The 26,953-nt window shown below is 52.7% G+C and carries 29 protein-coding genes; 13 read left to right on the top strand and 16 right to left on the bottom strand.

What is annotated here, in order from left to right; all coding sequences use genetic code 11:
• The 15 genes from ACD630_RS26435 to ACD630_RS26365 all read right to left on the bottom strand — a co-directional run.
• Positions 1-1,795 (bottom strand): hypothetical protein (locus ACD630_RS26435; protein WP_430361157.1); only part of this gene is annotated, 1,795 nt, incomplete at its 3' end.
• 2 nt (positions 1,796-1,797) lie between these two features.
• Positions 1,798-3,432 (bottom strand): hypothetical protein, encoded by a 1,635-nt coding sequence (locus tag ACD630_RS26430; RefSeq protein WP_430358468.1) that lies wholly within the window; start codon positions 3,430-3,432, stop codon positions 1,798-1,800.
• The gene (locus ACD630_RS26425; protein ID WP_430358469.1) at positions 3,429-5,402 is read right to left on the bottom strand and encodes a hypothetical protein; all 1,974 of its coding nucleotides are present in this window, start codon (positions 5,400-5,402) and stop codon (positions 3,429-3,431) included. The genes ACD630_RS26430 and ACD630_RS26425 overlap by 4 nt, the downstream gene beginning before the upstream one ends.
• 101 nt (positions 5,403-5,503) lie before the next feature.
• Complete coding sequence (locus ACD630_RS26420) at positions 5,504-6,034, bottom strand: hypothetical protein (protein WP_430358470.1); 531 nt, start codon at positions 6,032-6,034, stop codon at positions 5,504-5,506.
• A gap of 2 nt (positions 6,035-6,036) precedes the next feature.
• On the bottom strand, positions 6,037-6,483 hold the full coding sequence (locus ACD630_RS26415) for an N-acetyltransferase family protein (protein ID WP_430358471.1): 447 nt from the start codon (positions 6,481-6,483) through the stop codon (positions 6,037-6,039).
• A gap of 2 nt (positions 6,484-6,485) precedes the next feature.
• Positions 6,486-8,462 carry a hypothetical protein gene (locus ACD630_RS26410; protein WP_430358472.1) on the bottom strand — a complete coding sequence of 659 codons (1,977 nt, stop codon included), beginning with the start codon at positions 8,460-8,462 and terminating at the stop codon, positions 6,486-6,488.
• Positions 8,463-8,464: 2 nt separating this feature from the next.
• Positions 8,465-9,037 (bottom strand): hypothetical protein, encoded by a 573-nt coding sequence (locus ACD630_RS26405; RefSeq protein ID WP_430358473.1) that lies wholly within the window; start codon positions 9,035-9,037, stop codon positions 8,465-8,467.
• A 57-nt stretch (positions 9,038-9,094) separates the two neighbouring features.
• Positions 9,095-10,000 carry a phage capsid protein gene (locus ACD630_RS26400; protein ID WP_430358474.1) on the bottom strand — a complete coding sequence of 302 codons (906 nt, stop codon included), beginning with the start codon at positions 9,998-10,000 and terminating at the stop codon, positions 9,095-9,097.
• A gap of 208 nt (positions 10,001-10,208) precedes the next feature.
• Positions 10,209-11,039, bottom strand: coding sequence for a hypothetical protein (locus ACD630_RS26395; protein ID WP_430358475.1), 831 nt, complete (start codon positions 11,037-11,039; stop codon positions 10,209-10,211).
• Positions 11,040-11,045: 6 nt separating this feature from the next.
• Positions 11,046-11,267 carry a hypothetical protein gene (locus ACD630_RS26390; protein WP_430358476.1) on the bottom strand — a complete coding sequence of 74 codons (222 nt, stop codon included), beginning with the start codon at positions 11,265-11,267 and terminating at the stop codon, positions 11,046-11,048.
• Positions 11,264-12,895: a portal protein gene (locus tag ACD630_RS26385; RefSeq protein WP_430359926.1), complete on the bottom strand. Its 1,632-nt coding sequence runs from the start codon at positions 12,893-12,895 to the stop codon at positions 11,264-11,266. Before ACD630_RS26385 ends, ACD630_RS26390 begins: the two co-directional genes overlap by 4 nt.
• Before the next feature lie 235 nt (positions 12,896-13,130).
• A complete protein-coding gene (locus tag ACD630_RS26380; protein WP_430358477.1) occupies positions 13,131-13,577 on the bottom strand; it encodes a hypothetical protein in 447 nt (148 codons plus the stop codon).
• Positions 13,578-13,811: 234 nt separating this feature from the next.
• Entirely contained in the window at positions 13,812-14,048 is a 237-nt protein-coding gene (locus tag ACD630_RS26375; RefSeq protein ID WP_430358478.1) for a hypothetical protein, read from the bottom strand.
• 327 nt (positions 14,049-14,375) lie between these two features.
• On the bottom strand, positions 14,376-16,661 hold the full coding sequence (locus ACD630_RS26370; RefSeq protein WP_430358479.1) for a VapE domain-containing protein: 2,286 nt from the start codon (positions 16,659-16,661) through the stop codon (positions 14,376-14,378).
• Positions 16,662-16,664: 3 nt separating this feature from the next.
• A complete protein-coding gene (locus ACD630_RS26365; RefSeq protein WP_430361156.1) occupies positions 16,665-16,922 on the bottom strand; it encodes a helix-turn-helix transcriptional regulator in 258 nt (85 codons plus the stop codon).
• A gap of 143 nt (positions 16,923-17,065) precedes the next feature.
• On the opposite strand from ACD630_RS26365, the gene ACD630_RS26360 reads away from it, so the two are divergent.
• The 10 genes from ACD630_RS26360 (at position 17,066) to ACD630_RS26315 (ending at position 24,621) form a co-directional block, all read left to right on the top strand.
• Entirely contained in the window at positions 17,066-17,698 is a 633-nt protein-coding gene (locus ACD630_RS26360) for a S24 family peptidase (protein ID WP_430361155.1), read from the top strand.
• Between the two features lie 341 nt (positions 17,699-18,039).
• Positions 18,040-18,183: a hypothetical protein gene (locus ACD630_RS26355; RefSeq protein WP_291973386.1), complete on the top strand. Its 144-nt coding sequence runs from the start codon at positions 18,040-18,042 to the stop codon at positions 18,181-18,183.
• An 8-nt stretch (positions 18,184-18,191) separates the two neighbouring features.
• Positions 18,192-18,887 (top strand): hypothetical protein, encoded by a 696-nt coding sequence (locus tag ACD630_RS26350; protein ID WP_430358482.1) that lies wholly within the window; start codon positions 18,192-18,194, stop codon positions 18,885-18,887.
• 3 nt (positions 18,888-18,890) lie between these two features.
• Positions 18,891-20,129 carry a DUF2800 domain-containing protein gene (locus tag ACD630_RS26345; RefSeq protein ID WP_430361154.1) on the top strand — a complete coding sequence of 413 codons (1,239 nt, stop codon included), beginning with the start codon at positions 18,891-18,893 and terminating at the stop codon, positions 20,127-20,129.
• Positions 20,130-20,140: 11 nt separating this feature from the next.
• Positions 20,141-20,689: a DUF2815 family protein gene (locus ACD630_RS26340; RefSeq protein ID WP_430358484.1), complete on the top strand. Its 549-nt coding sequence runs from the start codon at positions 20,141-20,143 to the stop codon at positions 20,687-20,689.
• Between the two features lie 255 nt (positions 20,690-20,944).
• Positions 20,945-21,718, top strand: coding sequence for an antA/AntB antirepressor family protein (locus tag ACD630_RS26335; RefSeq protein ID WP_430361153.1), 774 nt, complete (start codon positions 20,945-20,947; stop codon positions 21,716-21,718).
• Positions 21,719-21,781: 63 nt separating this feature from the next.
• The gene (locus ACD630_RS26330; RefSeq protein WP_430361152.1) at positions 21,782-23,884 is read left to right on the top strand and encodes a DNA polymerase I; all 2,103 of its coding nucleotides are present in this window, start codon (positions 21,782-21,784) and stop codon (positions 23,882-23,884) included.
• Between the two features lie 5 nt (positions 23,885-23,889).
• Entirely contained in the window at positions 23,890-24,120 is a 231-nt protein-coding gene (locus ACD630_RS26325) for an ANR family transcriptional regulator (RefSeq protein WP_430358487.1), read from the top strand.
• Positions 24,104-24,373: a VRR-NUC domain-containing protein gene (locus ACD630_RS26320; protein ID WP_291972955.1), complete on the top strand. Its 270-nt coding sequence runs from the start codon at positions 24,104-24,106 to the stop codon at positions 24,371-24,373. The genes ACD630_RS26325 and ACD630_RS26320 overlap by 17 nt, the downstream gene beginning before the upstream one ends.
• Positions 24,370-24,621 (top strand): hypothetical protein, encoded by a 252-nt coding sequence (locus ACD630_RS26315; RefSeq protein ID WP_430358488.1) that lies wholly within the window; start codon positions 24,370-24,372, stop codon positions 24,619-24,621. Before ACD630_RS26320 ends, ACD630_RS26315 begins: the two co-directional genes overlap by 4 nt.
• Here ACD630_RS26315 and ACD630_RS26310 read toward each other — a convergent pair.
• Entirely contained in the window at positions 24,608-25,045 is a 438-nt protein-coding gene (locus ACD630_RS26310) for a hypothetical protein (protein WP_430361151.1), read from the bottom strand. The two genes, ACD630_RS26315 and ACD630_RS26310, sit on opposite strands and share 14 nt — an antisense overlap.
• 307 nt (positions 25,046-25,352) lie before the next feature.
• Here ACD630_RS26310 and ACD630_RS26305 point away from each other — a divergent pair, with 307 nt between their 5' ends.
• From ACD630_RS26305 to ACD630_RS26295, 3 genes are all read left to right on the top strand, one after another.
• Complete coding sequence (locus tag ACD630_RS26305) at positions 25,353-26,102, top strand: BRO-N domain-containing protein (RefSeq protein ID WP_430361150.1); 750 nt, start codon at positions 25,353-25,355, stop codon at positions 26,100-26,102.
• Positions 26,103-26,170: 68 nt separating this feature from the next.
• Positions 26,171-26,332: a hypothetical protein gene (locus ACD630_RS26300; RefSeq protein WP_430361149.1), complete on the top strand. Its 162-nt coding sequence runs from the start codon at positions 26,171-26,173 to the stop codon at positions 26,330-26,332.
• On the top strand, positions 26,333-26,950 hold the full coding sequence (locus ACD630_RS26295; RefSeq protein ID WP_430361148.1) for a BRO family protein: 618 nt from the start codon (positions 26,333-26,335) through the stop codon (positions 26,948-26,950). It abuts the gene before it with no gap.
• Positions 26,951-26,953 lie beyond the last annotated feature (3 nt).

Raw genomic sequence — 26,953 nt, 5'->3', positions numbered from 1 at the left:
AAGTGCCGCGCTGCGTTCCCTGCATCATTGCAGCACGAGCCATAATATCGGAGCCAAGAGAGGCATACTCTGATTCATCGTTAATAAACCCTAGCAACTTACCAATCGCAGAGTTCTTGGCGATATCATCAGCGCCGCTAATGGCGCGAATGCTGCGTGGTGTTAGCATGGGCTGACCTTTAAAGGTTTCAGGTGTTGCTTGCTGCCATACAGCCCAATCGCTTTCAGTAATACCACGACGCATCATTAATGTCCGATCAGCCTGATCCAGCACACTCCAGTTATTCCGGCTCATTGATGCGATTTTCGACATCATGGTGACTGAAAAACCGCGCCGGATTGCGTTAGTCCACCCCTCAAGCAACGTAGCGCGCATCGTCGCCGAGGCTAACTTCCCCGTCCACCCCTGCGTGAGTTTTTCACCATGAAAGCGGCTCATATCACTAATAATGGAGTCCGTCGCCAAACCAAGACGCGCAGCATCTTGACGGTAGTCAGAGCTGAAACTCCTTAGCGTATTCACCAGTGTTTTCCCCATCGGAAGATTATGGTACGCGGAGGCCAGCATTAGCGTAGGAACATCAGTAATTGACGATAAAAAAGTCCTCACCAGCTTGGTAGATGTCAGTAGGTTTCTCACCCCCTGATGTCTGTCAGCCAATCTAGCCTCGACAGGCATATTCAACGAACCGTTTAGCGTATCCCACACCATTTCTGGCGTTGCACCAAATTCACGGGATGACGCAGGGTGTTTTCGTAGATTGATTGCATCCTTATTTGTGGCGGTATCCCTGAGTAGATCAAACGTCCTGCTGGGGTTGGGCCCCATTTCCTCAATTAGCGCAATATCTTTTGTTATGCCGAAAATATGGCTTTGCATTCCCTCGAAAACAGTACCCTGCCCATAGGTATCCATGTATTTTAGATAGCCGTCAGCGCCATTAAAATGAATCTGGCGGTGTGACTCATCACCCTTGGATGCCCGGCTGCCCATAGCAACCTGACCAGGTTCAAGCTTATTATTTCCCTGAGTCGTGATTGTGTCATAGGCTTTGCCGAGAAAGTCCCGCATCTGCCCGGTATCCATCGCGGTACCGTCTTCATTCAGATATCGGGAGCGATCAAGAACAGGCAGAATAAAGTCAGTCCACTTTTCTTTGCCCGCCTTAACCATGCGTGCTAGATCATGCGGCTGCGGGACGTAGCCATAATCAAGTTTACCCATATCCATGCCCGCAGAATTAGCCCGCTGGCGCAACCCTTCAATCTGCTGGTTCCATGCTTTTGAGGCTTTTGCTGCTACCGGATTCCCGGTATTGATACCGTAAACCTCATAGATAAACGCTTTCGTCGCTACGGGGTTATCGAACAGACCAAGAAATCTGGGCTCGACAGCATTGATCGTGTCAACTATTTCACTGAATGCCGCCGCGCGCTCACCTCGAACGCGGACATCCAATTGCCGCAGCCGTTCAAACAGCGCTTTATGAAATGGCGCTTTACCGCCCAGCACGGCAGCACGTTCAGTTAGTGCCTCAACATTTTTAACCTGAGCCACCATATTAAGCGCCCGGCGCTCTGCGATTTTTTCAGCACGCTGAATATGGGCAACCATTGCACGCTGTGCCGCCTCCATCAGTCTGTCTTGCTGGGATAGTGAACTGAAACGCTGGCGATCTTCTCTTGCAAGTTCACGCAGGTGATAGCTTATCGTTGTATCTATCCCGTCGGTTTCCGCTTTCGTCAGCTTTCTTCCGATGGCGCTCTCTACTTCCTGAATACAATTCGGATGCATGGTTATCCCCTACGTAAAAAACAAGAGACAGCGGTACCAAACATGGTGGATTCACGGCGTGCAGTTTGCAGGTTGGCGTCGATATCAGCCATAACCTCCGTGACATTTTGCTGAATCGGCGTTCCCTCATTATCAAATGCGGAAATAACGTTAGCCTCAGGGTTAGCCAGCACCAGTGCTCTTAGTCGTTCAACGGATGGGGGATACTTACCACTACCAGCGCCAGAGGTATTCTCTTGAGCGCGTGGGGCGCGGCTGTCTTGTGGCGATGAAATATCTGCTGCTGGGGATGATCCCCGTGTGCGATCGGTTATTCCGGCCTCATCACGCAGCATCAAACGCAAATAGGCGGGAACGATCCCTTGCTCCAGCCTGGAAAGGTTGGAGCGTGCTTCATAATAAAGCCCACCATCCTGATGTGGTGCTAGTTGCTCCTTTGTTTCTCTCAATCGAGATGCCAAATCAGAAATTTTAGCGTTGAGAGTTTCGATCGTAGCTGCACGTTCAGCGCGGGCTTTTGCTAAGTTCCTTCTTGAACCAGTGAGTGGTGTATCAGCTAGTTGATTAAGGTCAGACTTTGCTTTCTGCAATTGATACTCAAGGTTGCGAGACTCTTCCGTTAACGACTTACGTTCACCTCGCGGAAGTAATTGATCGGCCAGGCCGCGCAAACGGATTGTTTCTGCTGAAACCGTAGATTCGTTGTGAAGAAGGAATGCTGCGTCGTTTACGCCATCAAGTGACGACACATCCACCCTATCTCCTGCGTCCAGTTGCCGCATGGCGAGATCCAGTGCGTTTTGATGCACCACGCTGGACGCAATATCAACAGGTAAACCGGGGGCGGTAGACTCACTGAAATGCTCAGCGCCACGAGCGGTCATTGCAGCATCTACAATCTCAGGCGATGGGCGAGCGTAAAGGTGGGCCAGCCCGCCGAACGCAGCCCCAAGGATCACATCGGTCGCCAGCGCGGTTTTATCAAAGGCTCTATATTGCTGGGCCATTTCTTTATATCCGTTCCGCTCCAGTAATTCATGTGTTGCGGCGCGATGAGCGACACCCAAACCGGCATTACTTGCAGCTCCAGCCAACAATCGGGTACTGAGGCTTTTTGCAAAAGGGGCGGAGGGGATTACTACGCCAACAGCATTTACGCCACCTTCTAATATGGCCTTTCCAAATGCGGTGTTATCATCGACCCCCTTCTTTAACGCCTCATCATATCTAACTTGCGTGGTTGCTACGCCCGTTAAGCCAGCAGCCCCAATCGGCCCCCCCAATGCGGATCCCACCGCTGCGGGCGCTATAACTTCGCCAAAGCCATCTAATAATTGCCCTACCGTGCTGGTCGTTAACGGATCTGGTTTACTGGTTTCACCAATTCTGGCTATGTTTTTAATTCGTTCATCCCACGATTTATCCAAACCTGCCGCTGCTGTTAATGGCCTAAACGCATCAGCGAGGTTTTTTTCTACCGTGTAATCGACGTTATTTAACCCACGAAAGGCACCGTTAATTAAATCAAGCGGAGCGTTCCAATCAGCAAAGGCGGGGCCAATATCCTTAATCTGGATCCCTCCAGGTTGGTTTTTTATTGTTTCAATGCCTCGAGCGTCAAAATCTAAAATATTCATTGGCCCGCCCCGCTAAGAGTAATGATCACTTTTTTACCCGATGGGTCTAGCAGCGGGGATTTCCCGTAAATCATCAGGTACTGATCTTTACCAACGTACTGCATGCCCATGCTTTCGAATTTATCAAGCGCGGTAGGAGGAAGACCCTGATTGGTTACAGCATCCGAAAACGCTTTCTTTGATGCGGTTTTGAATGACAGTTCTGACATTCCCCACGGGGTTATGGTTTTTTGCCCGTTAATGTCAACCACGATCCCTATAACAGCCTTGATCGACTCCTTAATAATATCTGGGTCAATTACGCCGGTTATCACCCCCTTCTCAGCCGCACGAGCAACATAATAAGAACGAATGGCTTGTTCGCCCTGCTGATACGCTTGGGGCATATTTGCAAATACCTTATCAAGCGTATTGGCAATTGCAGTGGTGAATTCCTTTTGAGACGGGATGGGGAAGTTTTTAGGCGTTCCGTCTTCGTTTCGTTGCTCTTTTGATGGGTTAAGAATTTGATTACCAATCAGCAGACGTTGTGCAACCTGCTGGCCTGTAACGGTTACGTCATCGGCAAAGTAATCGCTTTCCACTGTAAGCGGGGTATCAGTAACAGCAAGGCTGCCAGCATAAGCTGTTACCGGACTATCAGGGGCGATTTGCTGCATGATTGACTGATAATCGGTATCGCTATTAACGGCGTTCCTGAGGCGGGATAACAACGATGCCTGGCCTTCAACGGATTGCTTCTTCAACTCCCCTGACAGATAAGACGCCTCCTGCGGAAGAAGTAATCGGCGTGGAACATTAACGCCTGTATTGTTCCGCACAGCATCAATGGTCGCAGACCGATCGGTAATGGTCGCGCCAACCCGTTGAGTAATATCAGCGCCCTCCATAGCACTCATCGCTGCGGCAGTTGTCGGATTTAGGGCAGTCATATCAAGGGGCGTAATAGCATCCCCCGTGCGGTTTTGGTTGAACAGCAATGGGGTTTCCATTAACTGCTTATTGTTGGCTTGCACTGCTCTATCCAACATTTCAAGCCTGCGATAGTCAGCAATCGTGCCGCCTTTTTTATTCAGTTCGGCGGATAGCTGGCTAACATAGTTAGTCGATTCCAACGGGCCTTTGCTGATCACCTCCTGAATTTGTGGGCCAAGACTTAATAATTCCCTGGCCTCTCCCTCCGCACTGGTGCCTATCGTTGCGGTCATGACTTTATCTTGCAAGTCAGCACTGACTGTCTTTCCCGCGTAGATCAATGGGGCAACTGAATTTACTGCGCGTAACGCTAATGCTTCCCGCTTTGCCTCTGCCGCTGTTGCCTTTGCTTCTAACCGCGACTGATAGCCCATAGCCTGATTCAGCAACGCAGTGCGCTTGTCTGGATCAAGCTTATCAATATAAAAACCTTTTTCAGAGGTAAGCTGATTACTCAAATCTGATAGCGCGGTGCCGTTGTTTCTGGCCTCCATCAATTTTTGTCGCGCCTGATTAAACCAATTCTGATCAACCCAGCTTTGGCGTACTTTGGCCCACTGCGCACCATAAGCAAGCCGCCCCTGTTCCTCATACGCAGCAGACATGGCGTTGATTTTTTCGATATCTGCACCGGGGTAGTTGGTCAGTTTACCCAGCTTATCCAGCCCGCTATCAACCTGATCACGCGCTTCGATTTTCAGTGCGGCACGCGCGTAGCCCTGCGCCGTGGTGAGTCCATCAGATTCGTAGTGCTTTAGCCCACCCTCGGCAACCTGTGTTTCTGCAATACCCAGCCCTGAGAATTGCGGCTTTTCCAGCTTTCCTACCGCGTCGTGATATGCATTCTCTACTTCATCAGCACGCAGTGTGCCCTCTTCCACTCGCCGTCGGATTGATTCGAGAGAGTCCTTTATACCGATTTGATAATCGAGCATCGACTCGCCAGCCCGCGCGCGCACGACCGCGTTAATCTCTTGCTTTACATCATCCGCCAACCCCGCCACCGCTTGCCCGATAGCCCCCGTACCGCTCACATTGACGCGCGTTGGCTGGGGGGGGGGAGCCGCGTTACCAAAATTACCCGTTGGGATACGCATTAATGAATCCCCATGTTGCCGAACAGGTTGTTTGTTGATGCGCCGGTTTTGGTGGCTGGCTTATCTTGCGCGGTCTTCCAGCCAGAATACGCTTTCGCGCCAGATGACAGTAATGAACTTCCCGCACTGATATAACCAGACGTGGCAGCATTGCGGCCGCTAATCCTGTCAGCCTGTCCTTGTGCCCGATAGCGTGAAGCGGCATTTTGCCCGTTGAGGATGGTCATCGTGGCGTCTTCTTCCGCATCACCCACAATCCCCGACGTAATGCGCAATGCGGTTCCCGATCCCGTTTCAACGCCTGAGGCCGCATACCCAGCGTTTGCCTGTGATGCCTGTGCCGCGCCCGCTTTTCGGATGCGTTCGGCCTCAACCCGCGCCGCTGATTTTGCGGCCTCCGCGTCGGCCTCTGCTTGTGCCGCCTGATAATCAGCCATGCTTTTTTGCTGCATACCACTCGCTAGCGCACCACCTGCGGCAAGAACGGACGAGCCTATAGCGGCAATGGCTAATGTAACCGGATCACACATTGTTAAACCTCCATCGAATACAACAGGCCAGCGCGTACCAGCCCCAACCGTTGATACAGTTCACCGGTACGCGCTTCATGAATGCCCGTGGTGATACCCATGCGGATTTCGCGCACGCCGTTTTCTTTCGCCCAGGCAATAAACGCTTTTACCAGTCGGTATCCGGCGGGGGCGCCTCGCCGTTCTGCATCGATAAACACGCCGTATTCAAACGCCATGCGATCGCTGGAGAACCACTGTTCAGCGATGCCGCCCCCCATCCAGCCGATAATCTGCCCGTCGTGCTCTGCGACCAGCACAACCCCAAAACAGGCATCGATAAGTTGCTCCGCCAGCGCGCGGCATTTTTCCGCACTGAACGAAAAATTCCGGTAGCGTGATTCCTGGTGCATGCGCATACCCAGCAGCACCAGCGCCGGAATATCCTCTTTTGTTGCGGGTCGGATCATGGTTAACCCCCATTACTGGTGAAAGTGGTCATCACAGCCAGCAGATGGAACGGCAGCGGCTGCAATTGCTGAATGCGTAATGTGTCTTCGCCTTTCTCCCAACCGAGTTTTCCCCACGAGTGATCGCCCGTGAAAAGCGGTGCCGGCTGGTTGAGAATTTTCGGGCCAAAGCGACGAAAAGGGAGGGTTTGCCCGTTGCAGGTGGCGCCGGTGGTGTCGAGAAAACGCATGGTGACTTCGCTGGTGCGTTTCTTGGCGTTCTGTACGGTGCCTTCGCTGGTAGAAATTTCCTGCGTCAGTGTTTCAATGGTGGTGTTGAAATGCAGTCCAATGGCGACGCTTTTCGCGGTACGGGTCAACGTGACAGCGCCATCGGTGACTACCTGTGCGGGCATGACGTTGCCGTCTGCCACGATATCAACGGTTTTTCCTTCGAGGTGATGTAAGCCTCCCCACGCTTTTGCCCCTGCCTCACGGGTGCCGGTAACCGTCGCATCGCTGCGCAATTCATCTCCCAGCAATTCAACGTAGCGCACCGTCTCGCCGTTAATTTCACGTTTGACGATGGTATATACCGCATCGCCTGAATCGGTGGGGATAGAAGATACCGACTCAAAGGCACCCTCGGTGACATGCCGCGACCAGGCGATCACATCCTGCGAACGATCGAGCACCATAGAGCACAGGGTTCCGTCTGCGCGTATCAGCCAGACGATAGAATCCGGCTGCTGCTGGTAGGCCATATCCACAATGCCCGATCCGGTGATGTGCTCAGACAATACAGAGAGATCATTAACGGAATAGGCGACGTAGCTGTCGGGGTCATAAGCGACCGCAAACAGTTTGCGCCCTGCGCGCTGGATAAAAAGGATTTCGGTACCAACGCGCACCGGGCGAATAGTATTGCAACCGTAGGGGCTGGGATTTTTTACGGATATATTGGTCGGTGTGATGGCGGCATCCGAGCCGCCGGTTAACGTAAACTCGCCACCGTAGGTCAGCGCAATAAGCGTGTTCATCTGCGCTAAATGCACGATAGGGTTTAGCTGGTCAGAGGAAACCGTAAACGACATGGCATCGTCGTCGTCATCGCCCAGCTCGAAAGACAGGTAAGCGCCGGTTTCACTGAACCACACCGTTTGTGGGTACTCAGGAGATCCCGCCAGCACCAGCCGTTGCTGGTAGAACGTCACGGCACCCGGATAGCCCAACGCTTCTGACCACACACTATCTTCACGCGTCCATGCTCCCGGTGAGGCGGACTGTGTTGCCGACAGGTCAGCACGGATAACACCGGCGGCCACCTGCGCACTGTTTACCGATTGGATTAGCACCAGCCCGCGATTGATACGCACATACGACCCGACATCAGCCGCCACCCAGCCACTGCCGGTAAAGGACGTGGCGCTTTCGGTATCGTATAGCGTGAGCGTTATCGACGTGCCGACAAACTCTTTTACCGAGGGCTTGCACCATTTTTCCGGTGTGTCGCGGATTTCATCAAATGGCATCACCACAAATTCAGCAGCAGCCAGCGTCCAATCGGTTTGCGCCTGTCGCTGTAACCGTTGCGGCGGGATGTCCTGGTGAACCAAAAACATGGTGTCGGCGCTCTGCACGAATTTCACTTCGGACAGCATGCTTTCGGTGAACGGGCTTTTGATTTCGTAAGGGGTTAAATCATCATTAACCACCTGCGCACCGTTCTGGAAAAAGCGCACGTAGCCGTCGCCAAATTCCAGTTCGTACGCCTGAGCGCGGTTAAACACGAAAGGGATCAGGCGGGATTTTTTATCGGCGTATTTCGTGGCCGCAATAAAACGCGTACCGGGGCGACGCTTAACGCCACCGTGAACCACGCACACGGCATTCTCTACCTGTTTTGCGCCATTGGCATAACGCACAATATCCACGCGCCCCATCAAGCGCGGGGAAATTTCACCGGCGGTAAAATTGGTTTTTATCAGGTTGGCGCGCATGGTTAAAACCTCGACGTGAGCAACGGATAACCGCCAAGCGCTTCTGGTGGGTCTTCCTGTCCGTCAATGGCCTTGGCCTGACGCAGCAGATAGGCGGCTTCCTGCGTAAGCGCATCGCGCAGGCTGGCGGATGCTGTTACCGCATAGGCTATCTTTGCTGCCATAAACGCTTCTGCCAGCGCCACCAGTGCCGGATCCCACGTTGATTCATCGTCGTTGCGGAAGAGGTAACGCAGTTTCAGTGTGTTGATGTTGGCGAGGATTTTCCGCCCTTCCTGTCGGTACTGGATATCGTCTGACTCATCACCCACGGATAGCACGCGCAGCAAGTCACCCGGCAGCGGGAACTGATACGCAACGCCAAAAGCAGGGGCGGTACTGGAGGGGGAGAGCACCACGCGTTTAACAGCACAATTCCAGGGGTGTTTACGCAATAAATCTTCACGTACGGTGGGATAAACGTTGGCGCACAGGCGTGCGCTGTCAGAGTCCTCTTTAAAATCATTAATGGGATTCTGACCGAGGATAAGCAGCGCGTTAGAACAGATAGAAACACTGGAAACACTGGAAGCCATAGCGGTACCTTTAACAAAAACGGCCGGGGTTTTACCCCCGGCAATACCCACGCGGCGTTACGCGACAAAATCAATCGCAACCACTTTCTTCTCGTTGGCGCGGCCTGCGCCGTAAGACGCATCCACGGAAATCTGGATGGTGTTGTTCTTGTCACGACGCGGACCGATATCGACGTTATATTCCGCACCGGTACCGAAATGCACGGCAGACTTCGCCCAGGCCACCGTGGTTTTAGTGGTCACGCTTGCGGCCCTGGTAGCATCCAGCGCTTCATAAGCGATCCACTGGAAGCCCAGCCAGTGGTTAGACACAGACCCTTCCTGCAACATCTTGACCGCCATAAAGTCGGCGCTGGTCAATGTGGTGTCACTCAGGATTTGCGTCAGCATGTCGGCGTTGTAGGCGATGTAAAGCTGTTCGCCGTTCTGCTCGTCGCACTCGTTGCGGCGGAACATCGCTTTGGCGGCTATCAGTTTGGCTTTGGTCAAGCCCGTGCCACCCGCTACAATTTTCTGGGACGCAGGAAGCGCAACGTTGGTGTAAGCGCCGTTGTTTTCCGTCTTGCGCGGTACCGCATCCAGCAATGCACGGTAAATCACCGTATCCTTGCGGCGGTTGGCGGCGGCCAGCGTCAATTGCAGATAGGGCCCCTGAGGGTCAGCAATCAGCTTGCGCAGGTCGCGCTTTTCGACAGGAACGAACACACCGTAATCCGCCATCAGTGCGTTACGGGTGCCGGCTTCCGGCACATCCCACACGGTGTTACCGAAACGCGTAGTAATGGCGTTCATTTCGATGGTACCCATGTCGTTGATGGTGAACGACGCACCGGTGATCTGCCCGCGATCCTGTACCGCTGCCTGCAGACGGGAATCTTTTTGTTGTGAGGCAATCTCAAAAGAATCATGAAACTGCGTTACAAAGGCGGCGGTGACCATACTTTTATTGGCATCAAAAGCCATAATGCGCACTCCAATTCTGTTTCGCCTGTGGGGTGTCGGTTTCCCGGCCCAATACACCGACTGCTTGGCGCTTACAGACGGCGGGAAATCAGGTATCCGGCTACCACGCCGGGCTGGTAGAGTGATTGTGCGCAAGGTGCGCGTTCGGTTTCCCGACCAAATAAAAAAAGCCAGCGCTCAGGCTGGCTTGTTGTGACATGTCACAGTATTACGCTACGGGTGTGTTGCCGTAGGTTTTCGCGTAGTACGCCTGGACACGCGCAGAGACTTTTTCATGATCGGCGTGTTTCGGATCCATATAGGCATCCGACTTCATCAAATCACGAATGGTCTGTTGCTCTTCCAGATTGATATCACTGCCAGCGGGGGAATCTTCCTGCATTTCTCCGCCGATTCTTGCCAGCATGCGAATGACCATCGGGTTATTGCCGATCTCGTCAATGCGGCCTTTGTCGGCCTCATCAGCCAGAGAATTAAACGCCCGGTATGCCAGCCCGATATTTTTGTTAAATTCCGCGTCGGTTTTCCACACCTCGCGCAATGCTGTGCGGGCGGCTTCCTGATCCCGTTGTGCGGCACCGCCCACCAGTTCCGGCACACGCTGCATGTACTCACCGAGCACAAAGCTTAACTGGTCATTGGTTAGCCCCTTGGCGTGGGCGGATGTTAAGAAGCCCTGCATTTGGGGATCGGCTTTAAACTCATCCCAATTGAAGCCCTCGGCATCTACCTTAGGTGCATACTCATCCGCCGTTTTTGGCGGCGCGTCCCCGCTGCCAAGGCGCTTTTCCAAATGCGTATGCGCATCCGCCAGTTTGCGGGCAGAGCTTTCAATATTGAGGGTACCGTCTTCGCCCACAACGCGGTATTTTTCCGGTAGCCAATCTGTCGCGCCCGGTTGCTGTGCTGCGCCAGTATTGAGCAAAGCGCCGCCACCTTCGCCACCCGCATTACCACCGCCGTCGTTACCACCATCACTCCCCCCTGAGCCTTCGCCCTCGCCAGCCTGATTCATGAACGGGAATTTAAGCTTCCACATTGTTGCTTACTCCATCTCTTCGTCTGCTTCGTTAAGCCTGCGTAAAATAAAATCGAGCACATCACGTCGCCCGGCGTTAAAACATGTCTGGCGTTCACCTTCAGGGCCCCCCTTGACGTACACGGCACCACCAAAACGCCGCGTTAACTCATCCAGCACTTGCTGTCCGCCCGGCGTTTCTTCAAAAACGCGCTTGTAATCCTCTGCTCGAGCATCCTTTAAGATCATCGTGCTCCCCCTACCATCTGCTGAACCAATGCGGAACCGGCTTCTTTACCTGCCGAGGTTGCCGCTTCCTGCCCTGCCTGCATCAGCATTTGCTGTTGTGCTGCCTGCTGCTGTGCCGGTCTGCGCTGTTCACGTAAACGGGCCACATCGTCGGCGCTGCGAATCACCTTGGCGGGAACGCCCAGCGCTTCGGACACCACGCGAGCCGCTGAGTCGGTATCCAGCAGGTCGGTAACGTCGGGATCAATCTGTGCCAGTTGCGCAATGTTGGCCCCGGCACGCTCAATGGCGGTCACGTCCTCCAGCTTCTGCGCGCGCGCCAGCGGGGAAATGTAATGCACGTTAAAATTGGCGGAGTCCATCCCCTCAGGCGCGGCGGGGAAGATGCCAGCGCGGTACGCAATGCCGAAACAACGCTGAACCAGTATTTGCAGGTATTCAGCCTGAAAGCGTCCGTACACGGGTCCGAGCAATTGACGGATCAGAGCCACGCGCACATGCACCTCGGTGGCGGTCATGGCGGGGCCGTCTTGCGGCTGTAGCTGGTCGGCCATCAGAATCTTGCGGATTTGCGCCCGTAGTTTTTCTTCGGACGTAAACGCAACGTTGAAATCGGCACCGGTTAACAGCGGCTTCATACTGTTCACGCTGTTGGCGACGATAATGCGGCGTGGCCCCACCTTGACGGTGCGCGGGTTTATTACACCGTCGTCTTCCACGATCCACATGCCGGAAATCGCCAGGTCAGCGGCGGCTTTCTCCATGCGCTTAATTTCGTTTAGCTCTTTGCAGTCGGGCAACGCGTCATAAACGGGGCCGACACCGTAGGCGCTGGCGGGGATCTTCATCCAGCGAGGAACGGCAACGGGAAATTCATGATAGCCAGACTCGCGCGCGGTGCACTTGCCCTGGACGTCGATGTGATACGACGCAAAGCGCATGTTTTTTGCGAGACGGGCATTGGCCACATAGGTATCACGCGGAAAAATGGCATGAATAAAATCGAATTTCGCGTCAGGTTTTTTCTTGGCCTCGTCGCGGATTTTGTCGCTCACGTTTTTGTCGCCAAATTCTTTTACCGCCTGCTCTGCGGTTAACGGGTAGCAGCGATACAGGGTGTCAACAATGCCATCACGACGAGACGATGAGACATAGCACTGCGATAGCGGCCACTGCTGGAAGGTAAAGCCGCCCTGCTCCTTGTCCTCATCGATGTAAAGTGCGAACCAGCCAGCAATAACCACATCCAAACAGGCTTCGTAGGCTTCCGCGTCAAAATTGGCCGCGTGAATGTTTTCCCATACCAGCGTTGCGCAGGTGGATAGCCACGTTTTTTGCTCGTCGGTGAGGCTTTCGCTGTTTAAATCCATCCACTGCGCATTAGCGGGCGTCATACCGGACATAAGCGCCGAGGCAAGAATGCGCGTGCTGTCCGTTGCGGTACCGTCCAGCAACTGCGCCACCCTGGATTTAGCGCTGCTGGCGTCCAGTACATCGGAAGAAAAGCCCGCCCCGCGCAACGGGTAGGTGAAATCAAAGCACTCGCGCCAGGCCGATTCATTGGACTGGCGTAATGCTTTCAGTGAATCCGCCCGACGGATTATTTTGCTGGCTGTTTCGTTGACCACGTTACGCCCCCAAGTTGGTTTTACCGCTTGCACCAGACGCAAGCAGTGACGTGCCGGAATCCGCTGCCCCTTCTGAACCCGTGGCAAGCAGGGATGATCCCTTTTTACGTTTACGGCGTGCGGCTGAATCCGCGTTTGCTGCCTTGGCGGCGGCGTCTGCTGCTTTGGCGGCTTCCGCTTCTGGGTCGTACCGCACAACGGTGGGTGAACCTCCTCCACACATGACGGATTCTCCTTAGCTGGGAACGTGCCAGCCCTTGTCAGTCAGTACGGGGGCTTTATGCGGCTTGCGCTGCCCGTCCTCGTTGGTGACTGCGGTACTGGTGGTTTGCGTGGTGGCCTGTTTAACCAGGTCGATAAAATCGAGGTTGTTCGTTAACGGCTGATCCGTGAGGTCGGTAAAGCCATACGCGTCGAATTTAGTGATGATTTGAAAGGCGGCGGCGTTCAGCCCAGAAAGCGCCGCGTTGCGGGCTGTGACAGCGTCTGTAGCAATACCGCTTCCACCATCTGCGTCCGCATCAGTAATAACCGTTGCGCCAGCGGTGGCGGCGTTCAGTTGTTCAGGGGGGTTAGCCGTACCCTCCACCTCCGATGACGTAATGATTTCGCCCGGAACTTCGATTTGCTTTTTAGGTCGACCCATGTTGCTTACTCCGTTGGCATTTGGAGCTTGCAGCATGCGTAAAGGCCTGTTCGGTTTTCCGACTAAAATAATCGATTCGGGGGGCTATTTAACATAATGGCTGTTAAGCGCACCGACGAAATGGCGCTCAAGCATAAAACAGGGTGAAGGGCGCAAAAGATCGTGTTTACTGCGCCGGAATGGGTGCTTTTTGAAAATAACATTTTTGTAACAAATGGCGGGTATCGCCGTTCGCCATGATCATGCAACGAACCGGGTATTTTTGACACGTTAGCGCTTGCGGTACCGGCTTTGAAAAAAACGGGTGTAAGGGATTTCTTGCGGCGCTCTGTTTGTGACCAGTACCCATAAGCGAATGAGCGCCTCCCCATCGTCGTAGCGCGGTACCGCTCCCGCTTTCCAGCCATACAGCGCTGACTTGGATACGTGGAGGGTTTGCGCTATCTGTTGCTGCGTCATCCCCGCGCGTTCGATATCGATGATGACGTTAAACCAGTCGATTTGCATCGTGCGAACTCCTCAGGACAAAACGCGCGCATGCGCGAGAGTACAGGGGGGCAAAACGCACTGGTTCCCGTGCACGCAATTCACAAACTGCATTTTCGCCCCCCTTCGTGTTTGTTGCCGTTAAGTTTGCGGTACGTACCAACATGCAAAAAATTACTAATTCGCCCTGTACCAGCCTGTACCCACCGTACCCACCGTACCCACCTGTTTTATATAAACTGGTAAAACGGAGTTATATGATCACACACACATAAGAAGTAATAGGTTGGTACAGTTGGTACAGTTGGTACAGGCCTCTAAAATCAATGAATTAAGATGTACCAACCTCTATTTTGAGGTTGGTACGGGTTGGTACAACGCCTCAAATACCCGCGTCATTTTCCCGTCGATACGACGCTGAACGCGCTTATAACCGCAATTTTGCAAAACATTACTAATTCGCATTTCTTCGCGCTTTCCGATATGGCTGGGATTTAACCCAATCGCATCCCGTAGAACATCGCTAGCGCGTAAAAATTCGCAATTTCGCGGAATGTTATTAGTCATCAGGTCGGGCGTGTCGAGCCATTTCTCTACCGTCTCCAACCAGGCATCCTTAATAGTGTACTGCTCATGGACACTCGCGCCGAGGCGTTCAGCTTCGCGGAACTGGATGCCACCAAGGTGCTTAAACGTCTCTCGTGCCTCCGCCCACAGTAGTTCTCTGTTTCGCGCTATGGCATCGGTATCAACCATTTCGACGACGTCCACAGGCAACCAGCGACGGTTCCCGGTCTTGTCAGCAAGGAACTCGTCCTCATTAGATGACCCAAGGTGGATCCCTCGGCGCGCAAAGGTAGTTGTAAATTCGCGAAATTTTGGAACCCATTTATCGTGGGTACGTGTCACCCAGGCTTTGATTGACTCGAGATCTTTGGTGTTGAGTCCGCGCAATTCGCTTATTTCTGCTACTAGGCATCCGCGCATCTTGCGTGCAAGATCGTCGTCCTTATCAGCAAAAGATATGTCAGCAAAAAATTCAGGATCTGGTGAGAGAGCTGCAATCCCAGCTGATTTACGCAGCCCCTGAGCGCCAACCAGGATAGGCACCATATCGGCTTTGATGCCCGGCTCCAGCACCCTGCCCGCCAGCGCCGTCCACATGTACATGGACACCGCGCGTGTGTATGGCGTGTCGGCGGTACCGAAGTGCGTATGGTAGAAATATTCAATACGTGGCACACCGTCCCACTCCAGCCCGTTGAGCCATGTGGTAGCAGAATCGAAAGGCTGTCTTTTAGCAACCATAAAAACAGCATCGCGCATTAGATCTTTATTGACCTCTTTGAAGCTACGCCGGGAAAGGATAACGCGGAGTTCGCTATAATCTTCATCGCCGAATGCACGCCAGCCGTTGGTTCCTTTTGGGGCCAACATAATTGCATCGCGGAAAATATCGTAACGAATTTCTACCCCCGTAAAAGTAGGACGCAAAAGCGCTAACGCTACGTTGTCGATAATGGCTTCTATGGCTCCTTTATTGTCTCTTCTGAAAGGAGGCAACGGCGCAGGTTCTGCAACTTCGGTACTGGTCAGGTCTTCAAAATCATCCACGCTGGCGGCAGAGGATAAGCGCATACGCTCTGCACCGGGATTTATCCAGCCTTCTTTCTGTGCACGGGTAAAGATGGCCTGATAGCCCGTGCGATCCGCAACAAGCTTCCCCTCATCCCAGCGGCGTTCAGCCTCCGTAATATCAGCAGCACTGCCGCCACCCGCAACAGACCATTCCAGCCACAGCTCTCTGGCCTGGTTTTCAAATTCGGTCCCGATAAACCACGCGAGACGACAGCCCATTGACGCCCAGGCGTTATGTCTGCCACATTTGGGTTGTGCATCGGCCAGCACAGAGGGATGCCACATTGCCGAACGCAGGTCGTCAACGGTCTGTTGGGTAACGTTATTCAGATCGACGAGACGCGATAAGTCATCGCCAGAGTGGTCGGATACGGGGCGGATCGGTAAATCACCCGCCCTTGCCAGCAGGATATCGACGGTAACAGGCGCGCCGCTGAAACGTTCGAATATTGCGTTCTCGTCGGGTCCGTAGAGCATATGGTCAGGGTTATAGACGGAACGGTCCCAGCGGACAGGGTAGTCATCCAGCAGATTGATACAGTCCATCAGCCAGTTTTCTACCGCCGGGCCAAGGATTTTGTACTCCTCTGGTGTGACAGGACGGTCAAGCTCCATGCAAATGCGCCAGCGCTGTTCGCCATTAACCGTCGGGTGCAGATGGCTGGGTGTTGAGTACGTGAAGCATGAGAAGCAGGCCAGTGCGTCGCGCAACGCCCGCCATGCTTCTTCATCGCAGCCGTCCATATCAAGGAACAGCACATCGCGATCACCAGCATTGAGCGCATAACGACCAACAGCAACATCCTTCATCGAATGCCAGATATAGGGCAGGTGTGCTTTTTTGGCGTACATCTGCGCCCGGGTGTCTTCCTGCGAGATGCCGATGGCCTTGCGAAGATCTTCCAGGGTGTCACTAAAACGCGAGAAGTTTTCACATACCGCAGGCTTTGGTTTGGCGTCTCTGGCGTGCAGCCCTGTTGAATACCGTATAGGCATGGGTTATTTGGCCTTGGGGGTGGAGAAGGCTGAGGGGGATTGGTGAAGGGGATTACGTGCACCAGAAGCAAATACATCCTCAAAAGTGCAGTACGTGCCCCTACTATTAAACTCAGCTAAAATTCTTTTTGCATTATCTACATTAAGTCTGCGTATACCTTTTTCATAGTGCGCAATAGCGCCTTGAGACAGTCCTAAAGCCTTGGCAAGCTCTAATTGGGACATTCCTGATTGTTTTCTAAGGCTTTTTATGTTGTTCATCGTAAACATCCTGTGATTCGAGAGATCAGAACACCACAAAAATACATTACGTAATTTTAAATCGCAAACGGATATTACATATTGTCCCTTCATTTAAAATTACTGAGTGTAATACTAATAACATGAAGCGAACGTGGAATGTCTTGGCTAAAGCCAAAATGAAAGAAAAGGGTCTTTCTCAGGAAAGATTGGGAGAGATGCTGGGAAAAACTCAGGGAGCAATCGCTCACTGGCTTAATGGAAGAAGAGAGCCCTGTATCGAAGATATAGCTAAAATCATGGAGATACTTAGCATACGCGAACTTACTTTGCATTCAGATGCAACCGTACAGGAGACTAAGCGGGATGAAATAGAATTCGTAGGTATGCTAAAGGAAGGGTCAGTCCCGGTGCTCGGTGAGGCCGTTATGGGAGTTGACGGTGAGTTTGACATGCAAGAAAATCTCGCTGGCTATCTGCAAATATTTAGTCCGGACCCAAGAGCTTTTTCCGTTAGGGTAAAGGGCGATAGTATGTTTCCTCGAATAACATCAGGGGAGTTCGTTGTCGTCGAGCCCGCCTCTGCTGTATGCGCTGGAGATGATGTATTTGTTCGTACAACCGCAGGTAGAAATATGATCAAAAGACTAGGTTATCACAGAGAGGGTTCCTACCAATTGCTCAGTGTAAACCAACAGCACCCACCACTAACTATTGATGAAAAAGACATTGATATCATTTACTTTGTAGCCGCTATCGTAAAATCATCTAGATACGTAGAAACGATACCTGACTAGACACATTGAATAAAATAGCATCGGTATACCAGCCCACATGTGTGGGCTTTTTTTTGCTCCCTTCAAGATAAATTACATTTCGTATTGACAAGATAAACTGATATTTGTACTCTTTTTTAAAACAAAATGTATTACCGCTCTTTAACAATCTGGACAGGGCAGTCACCCCCCGCAATTCAGTGGCCCGCTGAATGTCTTGGCTAACCCGTTGAAACCGGAATGCGAGACAGGAACGTGATGAGGGACATGCTTTTTGCTGCATGTCCCTCAAGCAAATGTGAATTTATCAAGCGTCGGCCCTGGTCGCGGGCGCTTTATTAAGTTCGCTGAGGAGGACCACGATGCAACAACAGGAAAAAGTTAAAACCGCCCCGATGGCCACTGCGCCAGTCAATAACACCGTTCGCCGCCTGCGCTGGTTACGTAAGCGCGATGAACTGGAACAAAACCCCAATGCCCGTTTTCCGATCACCCTTTATACCTGAGGTACCTCATGAGCCTTGAAGTAGTCATTAAAGAAAATACTGAGGTAATGCGCCAGCTAATCGCAGCAATGCAGAGCGGTAACGTCTTTACTCCCCCTGCTCCACCACAACCGAAAACAGACAGCACCCGCCCCAAAAAAGCGGAACAGGAAAAACCCCGTCTTGAAGACCAACCCCTGCCGGTAGCCGTTGCGCTGGCGGCGCTCTACGGTAACGAGGGCCGTTATCTGGACAGCGATAAAATCACCGCCGCGGTTGACGTGACGGAAACACTCAACGGCAAAGATCGCAATGCGCAGATTGACGCGCTGACGATGGCCCTGAAAGGCGTGCCGCGTGCAACCCAACTGCATGGTGAGGACGTATTCAATCTGGCTGTCCAGATACTTGAGCATTGGGATGCGTTGCCGGGGATCACCGAGCGTCGCGAATACGCCGAATTATTGCTGGATATGCCACGCGATGAACGCGCAGGTGTTAAGCCGACAGTGACCAAAAAGGAAACAGAAGCCACCGTTGGCGATACCCCGGAAGACATTTTCAAGCAGGCGAGAAACCTGATTATGGAACTGACGACAGGCGGTTATCGTCACCAGGCCGTAGACATCCTGAATAAATTCGGTGCCCAGAAGCTGGGGCAGGTGCCACAGGAAAATCTGGCAGACGTTGTGATGCTCGCAGAACAGGCGCTGGCGGAGGGATAAGGCATGCCAGATATTCACGCGAAACTGTCCCCCTCATCCGCTCACCGCTGGCTACATTGCAACGCGGCACTGGCAGCGGAGCAGTTTGAAGCTGATGAAACGACGAGTTATGCCGAAGAAGGCACCACAGCGCATCATCTGGCCGAAACGATCCTCCGTAACCGGCTGAAACCTCAGTTAAAAGCCAGTCCTGTCCCGCAGGTCAGCCAGGAAATGGTTGATAAGGTGGGAGAGTACGTTGAAGCGGTCTGGACGCTGGCGCAGCAACCCGGCGCGATACTCTTGGTAGAGCAGAAATGCGACTTCTCTCACATCGTTGGTATACCCAATCAGTTTGGTACTTCGGACGCGGTCATCATCCTCGGTGATGAACTCCAGATCCACGACCTCAAATACGGTTATGAGAAAGTGGATGCGTTCGAAAACCCCCAGCTCATGCTTTACGCCCTCGGGGCGCTGGAGCAGGTCAGCCTGATCGCCGACATCCATCGTGTACGCATGTTTATCCACCAGCCCCGCATCAACCACCTCAGCGAATACGAATGCAGCGTACAAAATCTGGAGGAGTTCGGGCAGAACGTGAAAGCCATCGCTGCCGATGTGCTGCAACTGGCAGACGACGCCGGGAAAAACGGCCCCGATGTTATTCCGGCTTCGGCCTATCACCCCGGAGAGAAAACCTGCCGCTGGTGTAAGCGGCGAGGTAAATGCCAGGTGCAAGCGGAGTATGTCGCGGCTGCGCTAATAAATGATTTCAGCGAAATAGCCGACCCGCCGCCTCTGGAAGACGCACTGACCACTGCCCGTCAGAAGCTGGCTGAATCGGATGGGAAATGGCTGGGCGAAACGCTACCGCTGATTGACCATATCGAAAGCTGGTGTAAAAGCGTCCGCTCTGCGGCATTTAACCTGCTGCAAAATGGGCACTCCGTTTCCGGCTATAAACTGGTTCAGGGTAAACAGGGGAATCGCATCTGGGGTGATGAGCGCGAAGCGGAAGCGCTTCTCAAATCGTTCAGGCTGAAGGGCAATCCGATTTACACGCATAAACTGATCGGCCCCAAACAGGCCGAAAACCTGCTGAAAAAAGACAATCCGCGCCGCTGGGCACAGGTAGAAGCCATTATTACCCGCCCTGATGGAAAACCCGCCATGGTGCCAGAAGCCGATCCCAAACCGGCATTAATTATCAATCCCGTAAACGACTTTGACGATGTTGAAGCCGCTGAATCCCTCATTTAAGGAGCATCACGATGAAAGTTAAATTATCAAATGTAAGATTGGCCTTCCCTGCGCTGTTTGAACCTAAGACTGTTAATGGCGAAGGTGAACCACGATTTAGCGCTGCATTTATTTTCCCACCCGACCATCCCTGCGTGAAAGAAATTGAAGCGGCTATCGCTCAGGTAGCGAAAGAAAAATGGGGGCCGAAAACCGACAGCGTTCTTAAATCCTTACGCACCGGCCTGAAAGTCTGCCTGCACGATGGCGATGAAAAAGCAGAATACGAGGGCTATTCCGGTAATAAGTTTGTCTCCGCCAGTAATAAAGCCCGACCACTGGTTATCGACCGTGCTCGTTCCGCGTTGACCGCCGCCGATGGCAAGCCGTATGCCGGTTGCTACGTTAACGCCACCATCGATATATGGGCAATGGATAACAATTTCGGCAAACGCATTAACGCGTCACTGGGCGGCGTCCAGTTCCTGCGCGATGGTGACGCCTTCGCTGGCGGCGGTGTAGCGACGCCGGATGACTTCGAGAATATGAGCGAAGGCGCTGACGCAGAAGCGTTGATTTAAACCCACTCACCACCCGGCGAGGATTGACATTAATGGAAGTCGGGAGCTATAGTCCGCTACAGGTGCTGAAAACACCTTTTCGTAGCGGAAACCGCACCCGACAGACATGCGGATTTTTTACGTCCATATTTCAGATATGGCCGAGTGTGGGCGAATAAAAGACCTGAAAAGGGAATAAGCCCGCTTGCTCTACGACAAGTTTTCAGCACTCGGCCACCAGAGCCTTTCTGGTTCCTCTGAAAAAGGATCGTAGAAATGACCAATCAGCTTATCCCCGTTTTCAACGGCACTATTTCCAACGAAGCAACTCTACTGTGTGATGCGCGTAAGCTGCATGAATTCCTCGATGTTCGCCGTGATTTTTCAACATGGATTAAGAACCGCGTTACCGAGTACGGATTCATCGAAAACGCGGACTACATTTTGGTTCATCAAAGTGGGGGAATCAAAAATACACGAGGTGGAGATAGAAGAAGCAAGGACTACCATCTCACCCTGAACACAGCAAAAGAGCTGGCGATGGTTGAGCGCAACGAGCAAGGCCGTCAGGTGCGACGCTACTTCATCGAATGTGAGAAGAAGTTGCACCAACAATCCTCAACGGTCATTGCTCCACACAGGGAATGCCTGCCTAAGATGGTTTACCATCACCAGAGCAAATACAACCCTTACAGGGCTTATGTATGGAACGGTGAAAAGAACGTTTATATCGGAGTTTACCCGACAGTGGACGACGCAGTCGCAGCGCAGCAACTCTTCTACAAGAATGGCAATGTGAAGCGAATTCTGAAAGTCCAGCCAGAGATCAGCGATGCCGAGAAAGAAATGTTTATTGGCAATCTGCACGCCGTTTTGCATAATTTCAGGCGTATTGATGAAATCTGGCGATCCCGTCTGCGTCCTGCCCTCGAGGTCATGGACTCAAAACTGGTATACCTTCTGCACGACCGGTTCAACGACAGCATGTGTGTTTTACCAACAATAGAATCACGTATCGGCAAATACATACCGCCAAAACTACCCCGCTAATTTATCCCAGCCCCTGCTCTGCCAGGGGCTTTTTGTAACCGATTTTAATACGGAGGCATGGTCATGCCTGAACGTCTTTATCTCGATCTTGAAACCTTCAGCGAGGTGCCTATCAAAAACGGTACCCATGCGTATACAGAGGAGGCTGAGATCATGCTTTTTGCCTGGGCTATTGATACTGACCCCGTGCAGGTATGGGACGTGACCCGCGGAAAGCCCATGCCCACGGCGCTTCGAACCGCATTAGCCAATCCTGATGGGCTGATTTACGCCCATAATTCATATTTCGACCGCACGGTATTAAATCACGCCATGCCGGGTATAGCTGCCGGTGGCGTTGAGCGCTGGCGGGATACAATGGTCAGGGCGCTGGCGCACGGCCTGCCGGGATCGCTGGGCGATCTGTGTGACATTCTCAGTGTTTCGCAGGATAAAGCCAAGGATAAGGCTGGTAAGCAACTGATCCAGCTATTCTGCAAGCCTCGACCCAAAAACAGCGCTATCCGCCGCGCTAGCGCGAAAACACACCCTGTCGAGTGGCAGCGATTCGTTGAGTACGCCGGACTGGATATTGATGCCATGCGTGAGATCGACAAAAAGCTACCTGCCTGGAATTACTCAGGTCAGGAACTGGCGCTCTGGCACCGGGATCAGCGTATCAATGATCGCGGCGTATTCATGGATGTCCCCCTCGCAGAAGCAGCGGTGACGGCGGTTGACAGTGAACAGAAGGTTCTGGCCAAACGAACGCGGGAGCTCACGGACAACGCGGTGCAAGCGGCAACACAGCGTGACGCCATGCTGAAACACATAGCAGAAGCCTTTGGTATCGAACTGCCCGATATGCAGGCCAGCACCTTGCAGCGCCGGGTTAACGATCCTGATTTACCGTTTGAACTTCGTGAATTACTCGCTATCCGCCTACAGGCCAGCTCCACCAGCACCAGTAAATACAAAACCCTGATGAAAGGCGTCAGCCGTGACGGACGTCTGCGCGGCACATTGCAGTTTTGTGGGGCATCGCGCACAGGCCGCTGGGCCGGGCGCTTATTTCAGCCGCAAAATTTACCCAGACCAATGCTGAAACAAGCCGACATTGACTGTGGTATTGAAGCACTGAAAGCCGGGTGCGCCGACCTGCTTTACGACGATGTGATGCAGTTGACCAGTTCAGCGTTGCGCGGCTGCATCATGGCCCCTGCCGATAAAAAACTGGTGGTATCTGACCTTAGCAACATCGAGGGGCGCGTACTGGCGTGGTTAGCCGGGGAGAAGTGGAAGCTACAGGCGTTCCGGGATTATGACACCATCATCGGTACCGATGAAAAAGGCGAGGCGATCCGCGCTGGCCATGACCTGTACAAACTGGCCTATGCAAAATCTTTCGGCGTCCACCCGGATGAAGTGGACAAAGATCAGCGTCAGGTCGGCAAGGTGCAGGAGCTGGCGCTGGGCTATGAAGGGGGCGTTGGCGCATTTCTGACGTTCTCGCTGGCGTACAACATCGACCTCGAAGAAATGGCCTCCGCCGCTATCGCCAATATTCCGCGCAACATTCTGGATGAAGCTATCCGTGCATATGAATGGTCGGTAAAACAGAAGCGAACCTACGGACTGTCAAAACGCGCTTATGTTGTTTGCGACTCTTTTAAACGCCTCTGGCGCGAAGCCCACACGGCAACATTCAGCTTCTGGAAGGAGATCGACCAGGCCACCCGCTGCGCCATTGCCACACCCGGCATAACCATTTCCTGCCGCAAATTAAAGCTTCGCCGCGACGGAAGCTGGCTACGTATTCAGCTTCCCTCTGGCCGGGCGGTCTGTTATCCCGGCGCACGTATCGACGACAGCGGCAAGATCAGCTACATGGGCATCAACACCTACAGCCGGAAATGGCAACGCCTGCAAACCTACGGCGGCAAGCTGGCAGAGAACGTAACCCAGGCTACCGCCCGTGATGTGATGGCCGCGAATATGCCCGGTGTGGAGGACAACGGTTACGACATCATACTGACGGTGCATGACGAGATTTTAACGGAAGCGCCAGACCATTCTGATTACTCCCACGAACACCTGAGCATCCTGCTCGCAACTAACCCCGCATGGGCTTTAGACCTACCACTGTCTGCTGGCGGGTTCGAGGCCTACCGCTACCGTAAGGAGTAACCCTTATGTCTTTTAAAAAAAATGACAATCCGCTTTATTTCCGTGCTGCGCGTGAAGCTGCACAAATTGAACGCGAGGGCGATTACCGCCGCGCCGCCAAAATATGGGCGAAAGCAAACCGGTCAGCGCGTAACCCGCTAAACCAAATGTGGAGCGAAAACCGCTCTGACTTTTGCCTGATGCAGATCGGGCGGGACAAACTGAAAGAGGCGGTTACCGATGGCTTACATCCGTGAATCCACCATCGAAAAGCACCTTGTAGCGGAAGTGAAAAAAGCGGGCGGTATTGCCTACAAGTTTGTGTCCCCCGGACGCCGCTCTGTTCCTGATCGGCTGGTACTGCTACCTGGTGGCCGTCTCGTTTTCGTTGAATGCAAAGCTCCTGGCGAGAAGCCACGGGCAGATCAACTTCGGGAACACGACCGGATGCGCGCGCTGGGTTTTACCGTGGTTGTGCTGGACAGCAAAAATATGGAGGGTATTCAATGAAACTGGATAACGCACGGGTGCTGACCTTCAGACACCCCAATATGGGCGAGGTCGTCGCCATCACCAACGGCGGCGAGAGTATAGACGATGCCCGCTATCTGGTCAGTCTGGGCAGACAGCCTAACGAGGACTGGGAAACGCAGACGCTCAGGGCGGTGATTGGGTATATGGCGGAAGACAACAGGCGGCTGCGCAAACAGGTTAGCCGCCTGACGCAGGAAGGGGGGTGTAAAATCAAAGCAGTTTAATTACCACCGTGACAATGGTTGATGCCAGACCGGCGATAGCGAGAATCACAGCACTCAGTTTTATCAATAATCCATTTGCAGTATGTTCAACATCTTTACGGAGTAAGGCTATCTGAGCTTCAGTTTTCTCGAAGCGAGCCTGCATCTGAGCTTCGTTCTTCTCGAAGCGAGCCTGCATCTGAGCTTCGTTCTTCTCGAAGCGAGCCTGCATCTGAGCTTCGTTCTTCTCGAAGCGAGCTTCCATGTCCTTACGGACATCAGCGATATCGCGCTTTACCTCGGCAATATCAGCCTTTGTAGCCACATCCGCCACCTCATGAGACTTGCGTACGACGAGCGAGATCGCCCGCGCCTGCTCTCTGGAAATGCCAGCAGTCTCAAGCTCTTCCGATGCCTGCAATGTATCAAATGCAACTTGGCCCATGGGAAATCCTCCTGCGTTAAGCCAAGTGTAAGCGATCTAACCGCCAATCTGCAAAATTTTGCAAGTTAGTTTGACATCTGCTGTCGCTGGTCGTTATATTTGCTCTTAGGTGCTCAACACACCCCAAGTAGCGGATACCGCGCCCGACAGTCTTGCGGTTTTTTTACGTCCATAGATATGGTCGGGTAGCGAGCAGAACATACAACACCCTTGTTTAAGGGAAAAACTGCTGGCCGTCTACTTGCGGTGTTGAAGTACCTGACCGCCCTCTCAACAAGGGCATTCAACAATCAAGTAGGACGTGACAATGAATACTCAACTCGCATTTCGTGATGTCTGTTTCAACACTATTAAGCGTAACTCCTATATTTACTTAACCGCAGTAGATATAGCACAAGCTCTCGAATATAAAAATTCTGACGCTGTTACCCAAATTTACGAAAGAAATTCAGATGAGTTTTCGGCTGATATGACTGAGACCCTCAAGTTGAAGGTCTCAGGAAATTACAAAAAAACAGTCCGCATTTTCTCCCTGCGTGGCGCACATCTCGTCGCCATGTTTGCCCGTACCCCAGTAGCCAAAGAGTTTCGCAAATGGGTGCTGGATATTCTCGACCGCGAAGTGGGTCACCCCGTCTACCAGCCCGAAGCCCCCGAGCGTTTTATGAACACCGATACCCGGAACCTTGCGCGCTTAGTCTGGTGCATCACCCGCGGCTTCCGTTTTGAACAGGCATGGACCAATGCCGTTTATTATGCCCTGCGCGATGTGACCGGCACCCCGTCGCCGATGCCCTTTGAAGTGCAGCACATCCCTCTGCTGGCCAAAGAGTGCCGCCGTATTTACTACGTCACCGAAACCCTGCGTGAAACCATCCACGAAGCGGAAAAGCAAACCCTCAAACGCATTCTGCGCAAACGTGAAGATTCGAACACCGTACTTTCTGAAATGAAGCAGCTTTTCGAGCGCTGCCACCGCCAACAGCGACGGGGCATTGCCGATCGCCTTGACCACTGGCACGAAGACGACGTTAAACACTTCCTGACGCGCCACTAATCCAGTCATTCCGCCCCGAGATCGCGTCGGGGCTTCATTAAGCACATTAACTTGTGAGGAGCTTTAGCATGCAAAATTTAATCAAACCTGTAATTTTTCACAATGAAACTCTGAATATCGAAATAAGCGGAATGCTGTACAAAGGAAAACCGGTATTTTTCGCTGTCGAGGTCGCAAAGGCTTTAGGTTACGAGAAACCACACCAAGCACTAGAATATAACTGTAAGTAATTGATTAAAATTAATTTCCTACAGTGTAAGGAATTAGGTTTAGGGGAACGTTCTAAAGGGATCATCCTCCTGACAGAGCCGGATTTATACCGTCTCATTATGCGAAGCAAATTACCTTCTGCTGAAAAAGTGCAGGACTGGGTATGCGAAGACGTTTTGCCGTCAATCCGTCAGACAGGCGGCTATCAGTTGCCTCAACACCCAGTACCCCAATCATTCTCCGAAGCATTAATGCTCGCCGCCGAACTTGCAAAGAAAAATGAATTACTCACCGATGAACGCGATGAAGCTTTACGCACCAAAGCGCAGATCAGCGAAAAACGGGAAGCCACCGCCTGCCAGCGTAATGCTGTTTACCAGCGCATCGCCAATAAGGCGATAAAAGAACGCGAAGAAATGGCGGCTTTGCTGGGTGCCAGCAAAGACTATGCTTCCGTCCGGTCAGCGTGGCGCGCCACAGGTAACTGGTACAGCTACCGCCAACTCACCACATGGCAGGACGAACATGACGCGATGGAATCCTACTACTGGGATGAGTCCACGGATGCACGAATTTTATGCTACCCCCGTGAAGCATGGCTGGAAGTCTACGACGTGGATATAGCGAAACTATTCTGAGGC

The organism is Symbiopectobacterium sp. RP, assembly GCF_050472005.1.
Classification (GTDB): Bacteria; Pseudomonadota; Gammaproteobacteria; order Enterobacterales; family Enterobacteriaceae; genus Symbiopectobacterium.
The sequence above is the reverse complement of the archived record's forward strand: the minus strand, read 5'-3'. Positions and strand labels throughout refer to the sequence as shown.

What these genes read in the sequence shown, in the direction of transcription:
- ACD630_RS26355 (WP_291973386.1), top strand. Translation starts at nt 18,040, where the DNA reads ATGCAACAACAGGAAAAAGTTAAAACCGCCCCGATGGCCACTGCGCCA.
- ACD630_RS26305 (WP_430361150.1), top strand. Translation starts at nt 25,353, where the DNA reads ATGAATACTCAACTCGCATTTCGTGATGTCTGTTTCAACACTATTAAG.
- ACD630_RS26365 (WP_430361156.1), bottom strand. Translation starts at nt 16,922, where the DNA reads ATGAACAACATAAAAAGCCTTAGAAAACAATCAGGAATGTCCCAATTA.
- ACD630_RS26415 (WP_430358471.1), bottom strand. Translation starts at nt 6,483, where the DNA reads ATGATCCGACCCGCAACAAAAGAGGATATTCCGGCGCTGGTGCTGCTG.
- ACD630_RS26420 (WP_430358470.1), bottom strand. Translation starts at nt 6,034, where the DNA reads ATGTGTGATCCGGTTACATTAGCCATTGCCGCTATAGGCTCGTCCGTT.
- ACD630_RS26310 (WP_430361151.1), bottom strand. Translation starts at nt 25,045, where the DNA reads ATGGGCCAAGTTGCATTTGATACATTGCAGGCATCGGAAGAGCTTGAG.
- ACD630_RS26315 (WP_430358488.1), top strand. Translation starts at nt 24,370, where the DNA reads ATGAAACTGGATAACGCACGGGTGCTGACCTTCAGACACCCCAATATG.
- ACD630_RS26405 (WP_430358473.1), bottom strand. Translation starts at nt 9,037, where the DNA reads ATGGCTTCCAGTGTTTCCAGTGTTTCTATCTGTTCTAACGCGCTGCTT.
- ACD630_RS26325 (WP_430358487.1), top strand. Translation starts at nt 23,890, where the DNA reads ATGTCTTTTAAAAAAAATGACAATCCGCTTTATTTCCGTGCTGCGCGT.
- ACD630_RS26350 (WP_430358482.1), top strand. Translation starts at nt 18,192, where the DNA reads ATGAGCCTTGAAGTAGTCATTAAAGAAAATACTGAGGTAATGCGCCAG.
- ACD630_RS26370 (WP_430358479.1), bottom strand. Translation starts at nt 16,661, where the DNA reads ATGCCTATACGGTATTCAACAGGGCTGCACGCCAGAGACGCCAAACCA.
- ACD630_RS26335 (WP_430361153.1), top strand. Translation starts at nt 20,945, where the DNA reads ATGACCAATCAGCTTATCCCCGTTTTCAACGGCACTATTTCCAACGAA.
- ACD630_RS26320 (WP_291972955.1), top strand. Translation starts at nt 24,104, where the DNA reads ATGGCTTACATCCGTGAATCCACCATCGAAAAGCACCTTGTAGCGGAA.
- ACD630_RS26380 (WP_430358477.1), bottom strand. Translation starts at nt 13,577, where the DNA reads ATGCTGCAAGCTCCAAATGCCAACGGAGTAAGCAACATGGGTCGACCT.
- ACD630_RS26430 (WP_430358468.1), bottom strand. Translation starts at nt 3,432, where the DNA reads ATGAATATTTTAGATTTTGACGCTCGAGGCATTGAAACAATAAAAAAC.
- ACD630_RS26330 (WP_430361152.1), top strand. Translation starts at nt 21,782, where the DNA reads ATGCCTGAACGTCTTTATCTCGATCTTGAAACCTTCAGCGAGGTGCCT.
- ACD630_RS26340 (WP_430358484.1), top strand. Translation starts at nt 20,141, where the DNA reads ATGAAAGTTAAATTATCAAATGTAAGATTGGCCTTCCCTGCGCTGTTT.
- ACD630_RS26400 (WP_430358474.1), bottom strand. Translation starts at nt 10,000, where the DNA reads ATGGCTTTTGATGCCAATAAAAGTATGGTCACCGCCGCCTTTGTAACG.
- ACD630_RS26390 (WP_430358476.1), bottom strand. Translation starts at nt 11,267, where the DNA reads ATGATCTTAAAGGATGCTCGAGCAGAGGATTACAAGCGCGTTTTTGAA.
- ACD630_RS26345 (WP_430361154.1), top strand. Translation starts at nt 18,891, where the DNA reads ATGCCAGATATTCACGCGAAACTGTCCCCCTCATCCGCTCACCGCTGG.
- ACD630_RS26375 (WP_430358478.1), bottom strand. Translation starts at nt 14,048, where the DNA reads ATGCAAATCGACTGGTTTAACGTCATCATCGATATCGAACGCGCGGGG.
- ACD630_RS26395 (WP_430358475.1), bottom strand. Translation starts at nt 11,039, where the DNA reads ATGTGGAAGCTTAAATTCCCGTTCATGAATCAGGCTGGCGAGGGCGAA.
- ACD630_RS26300 (WP_430361149.1), top strand. Translation starts at nt 26,171, where the DNA reads ATGCAAAATTTAATCAAACCTGTAATTTTTCACAATGAAACTCTGAAT.
- ACD630_RS26410 (WP_430358472.1), bottom strand. Translation starts at nt 8,462, where the DNA reads ATGCGCGCCAACCTGATAAAAACCAATTTTACCGCCGGTGAAATTTCC.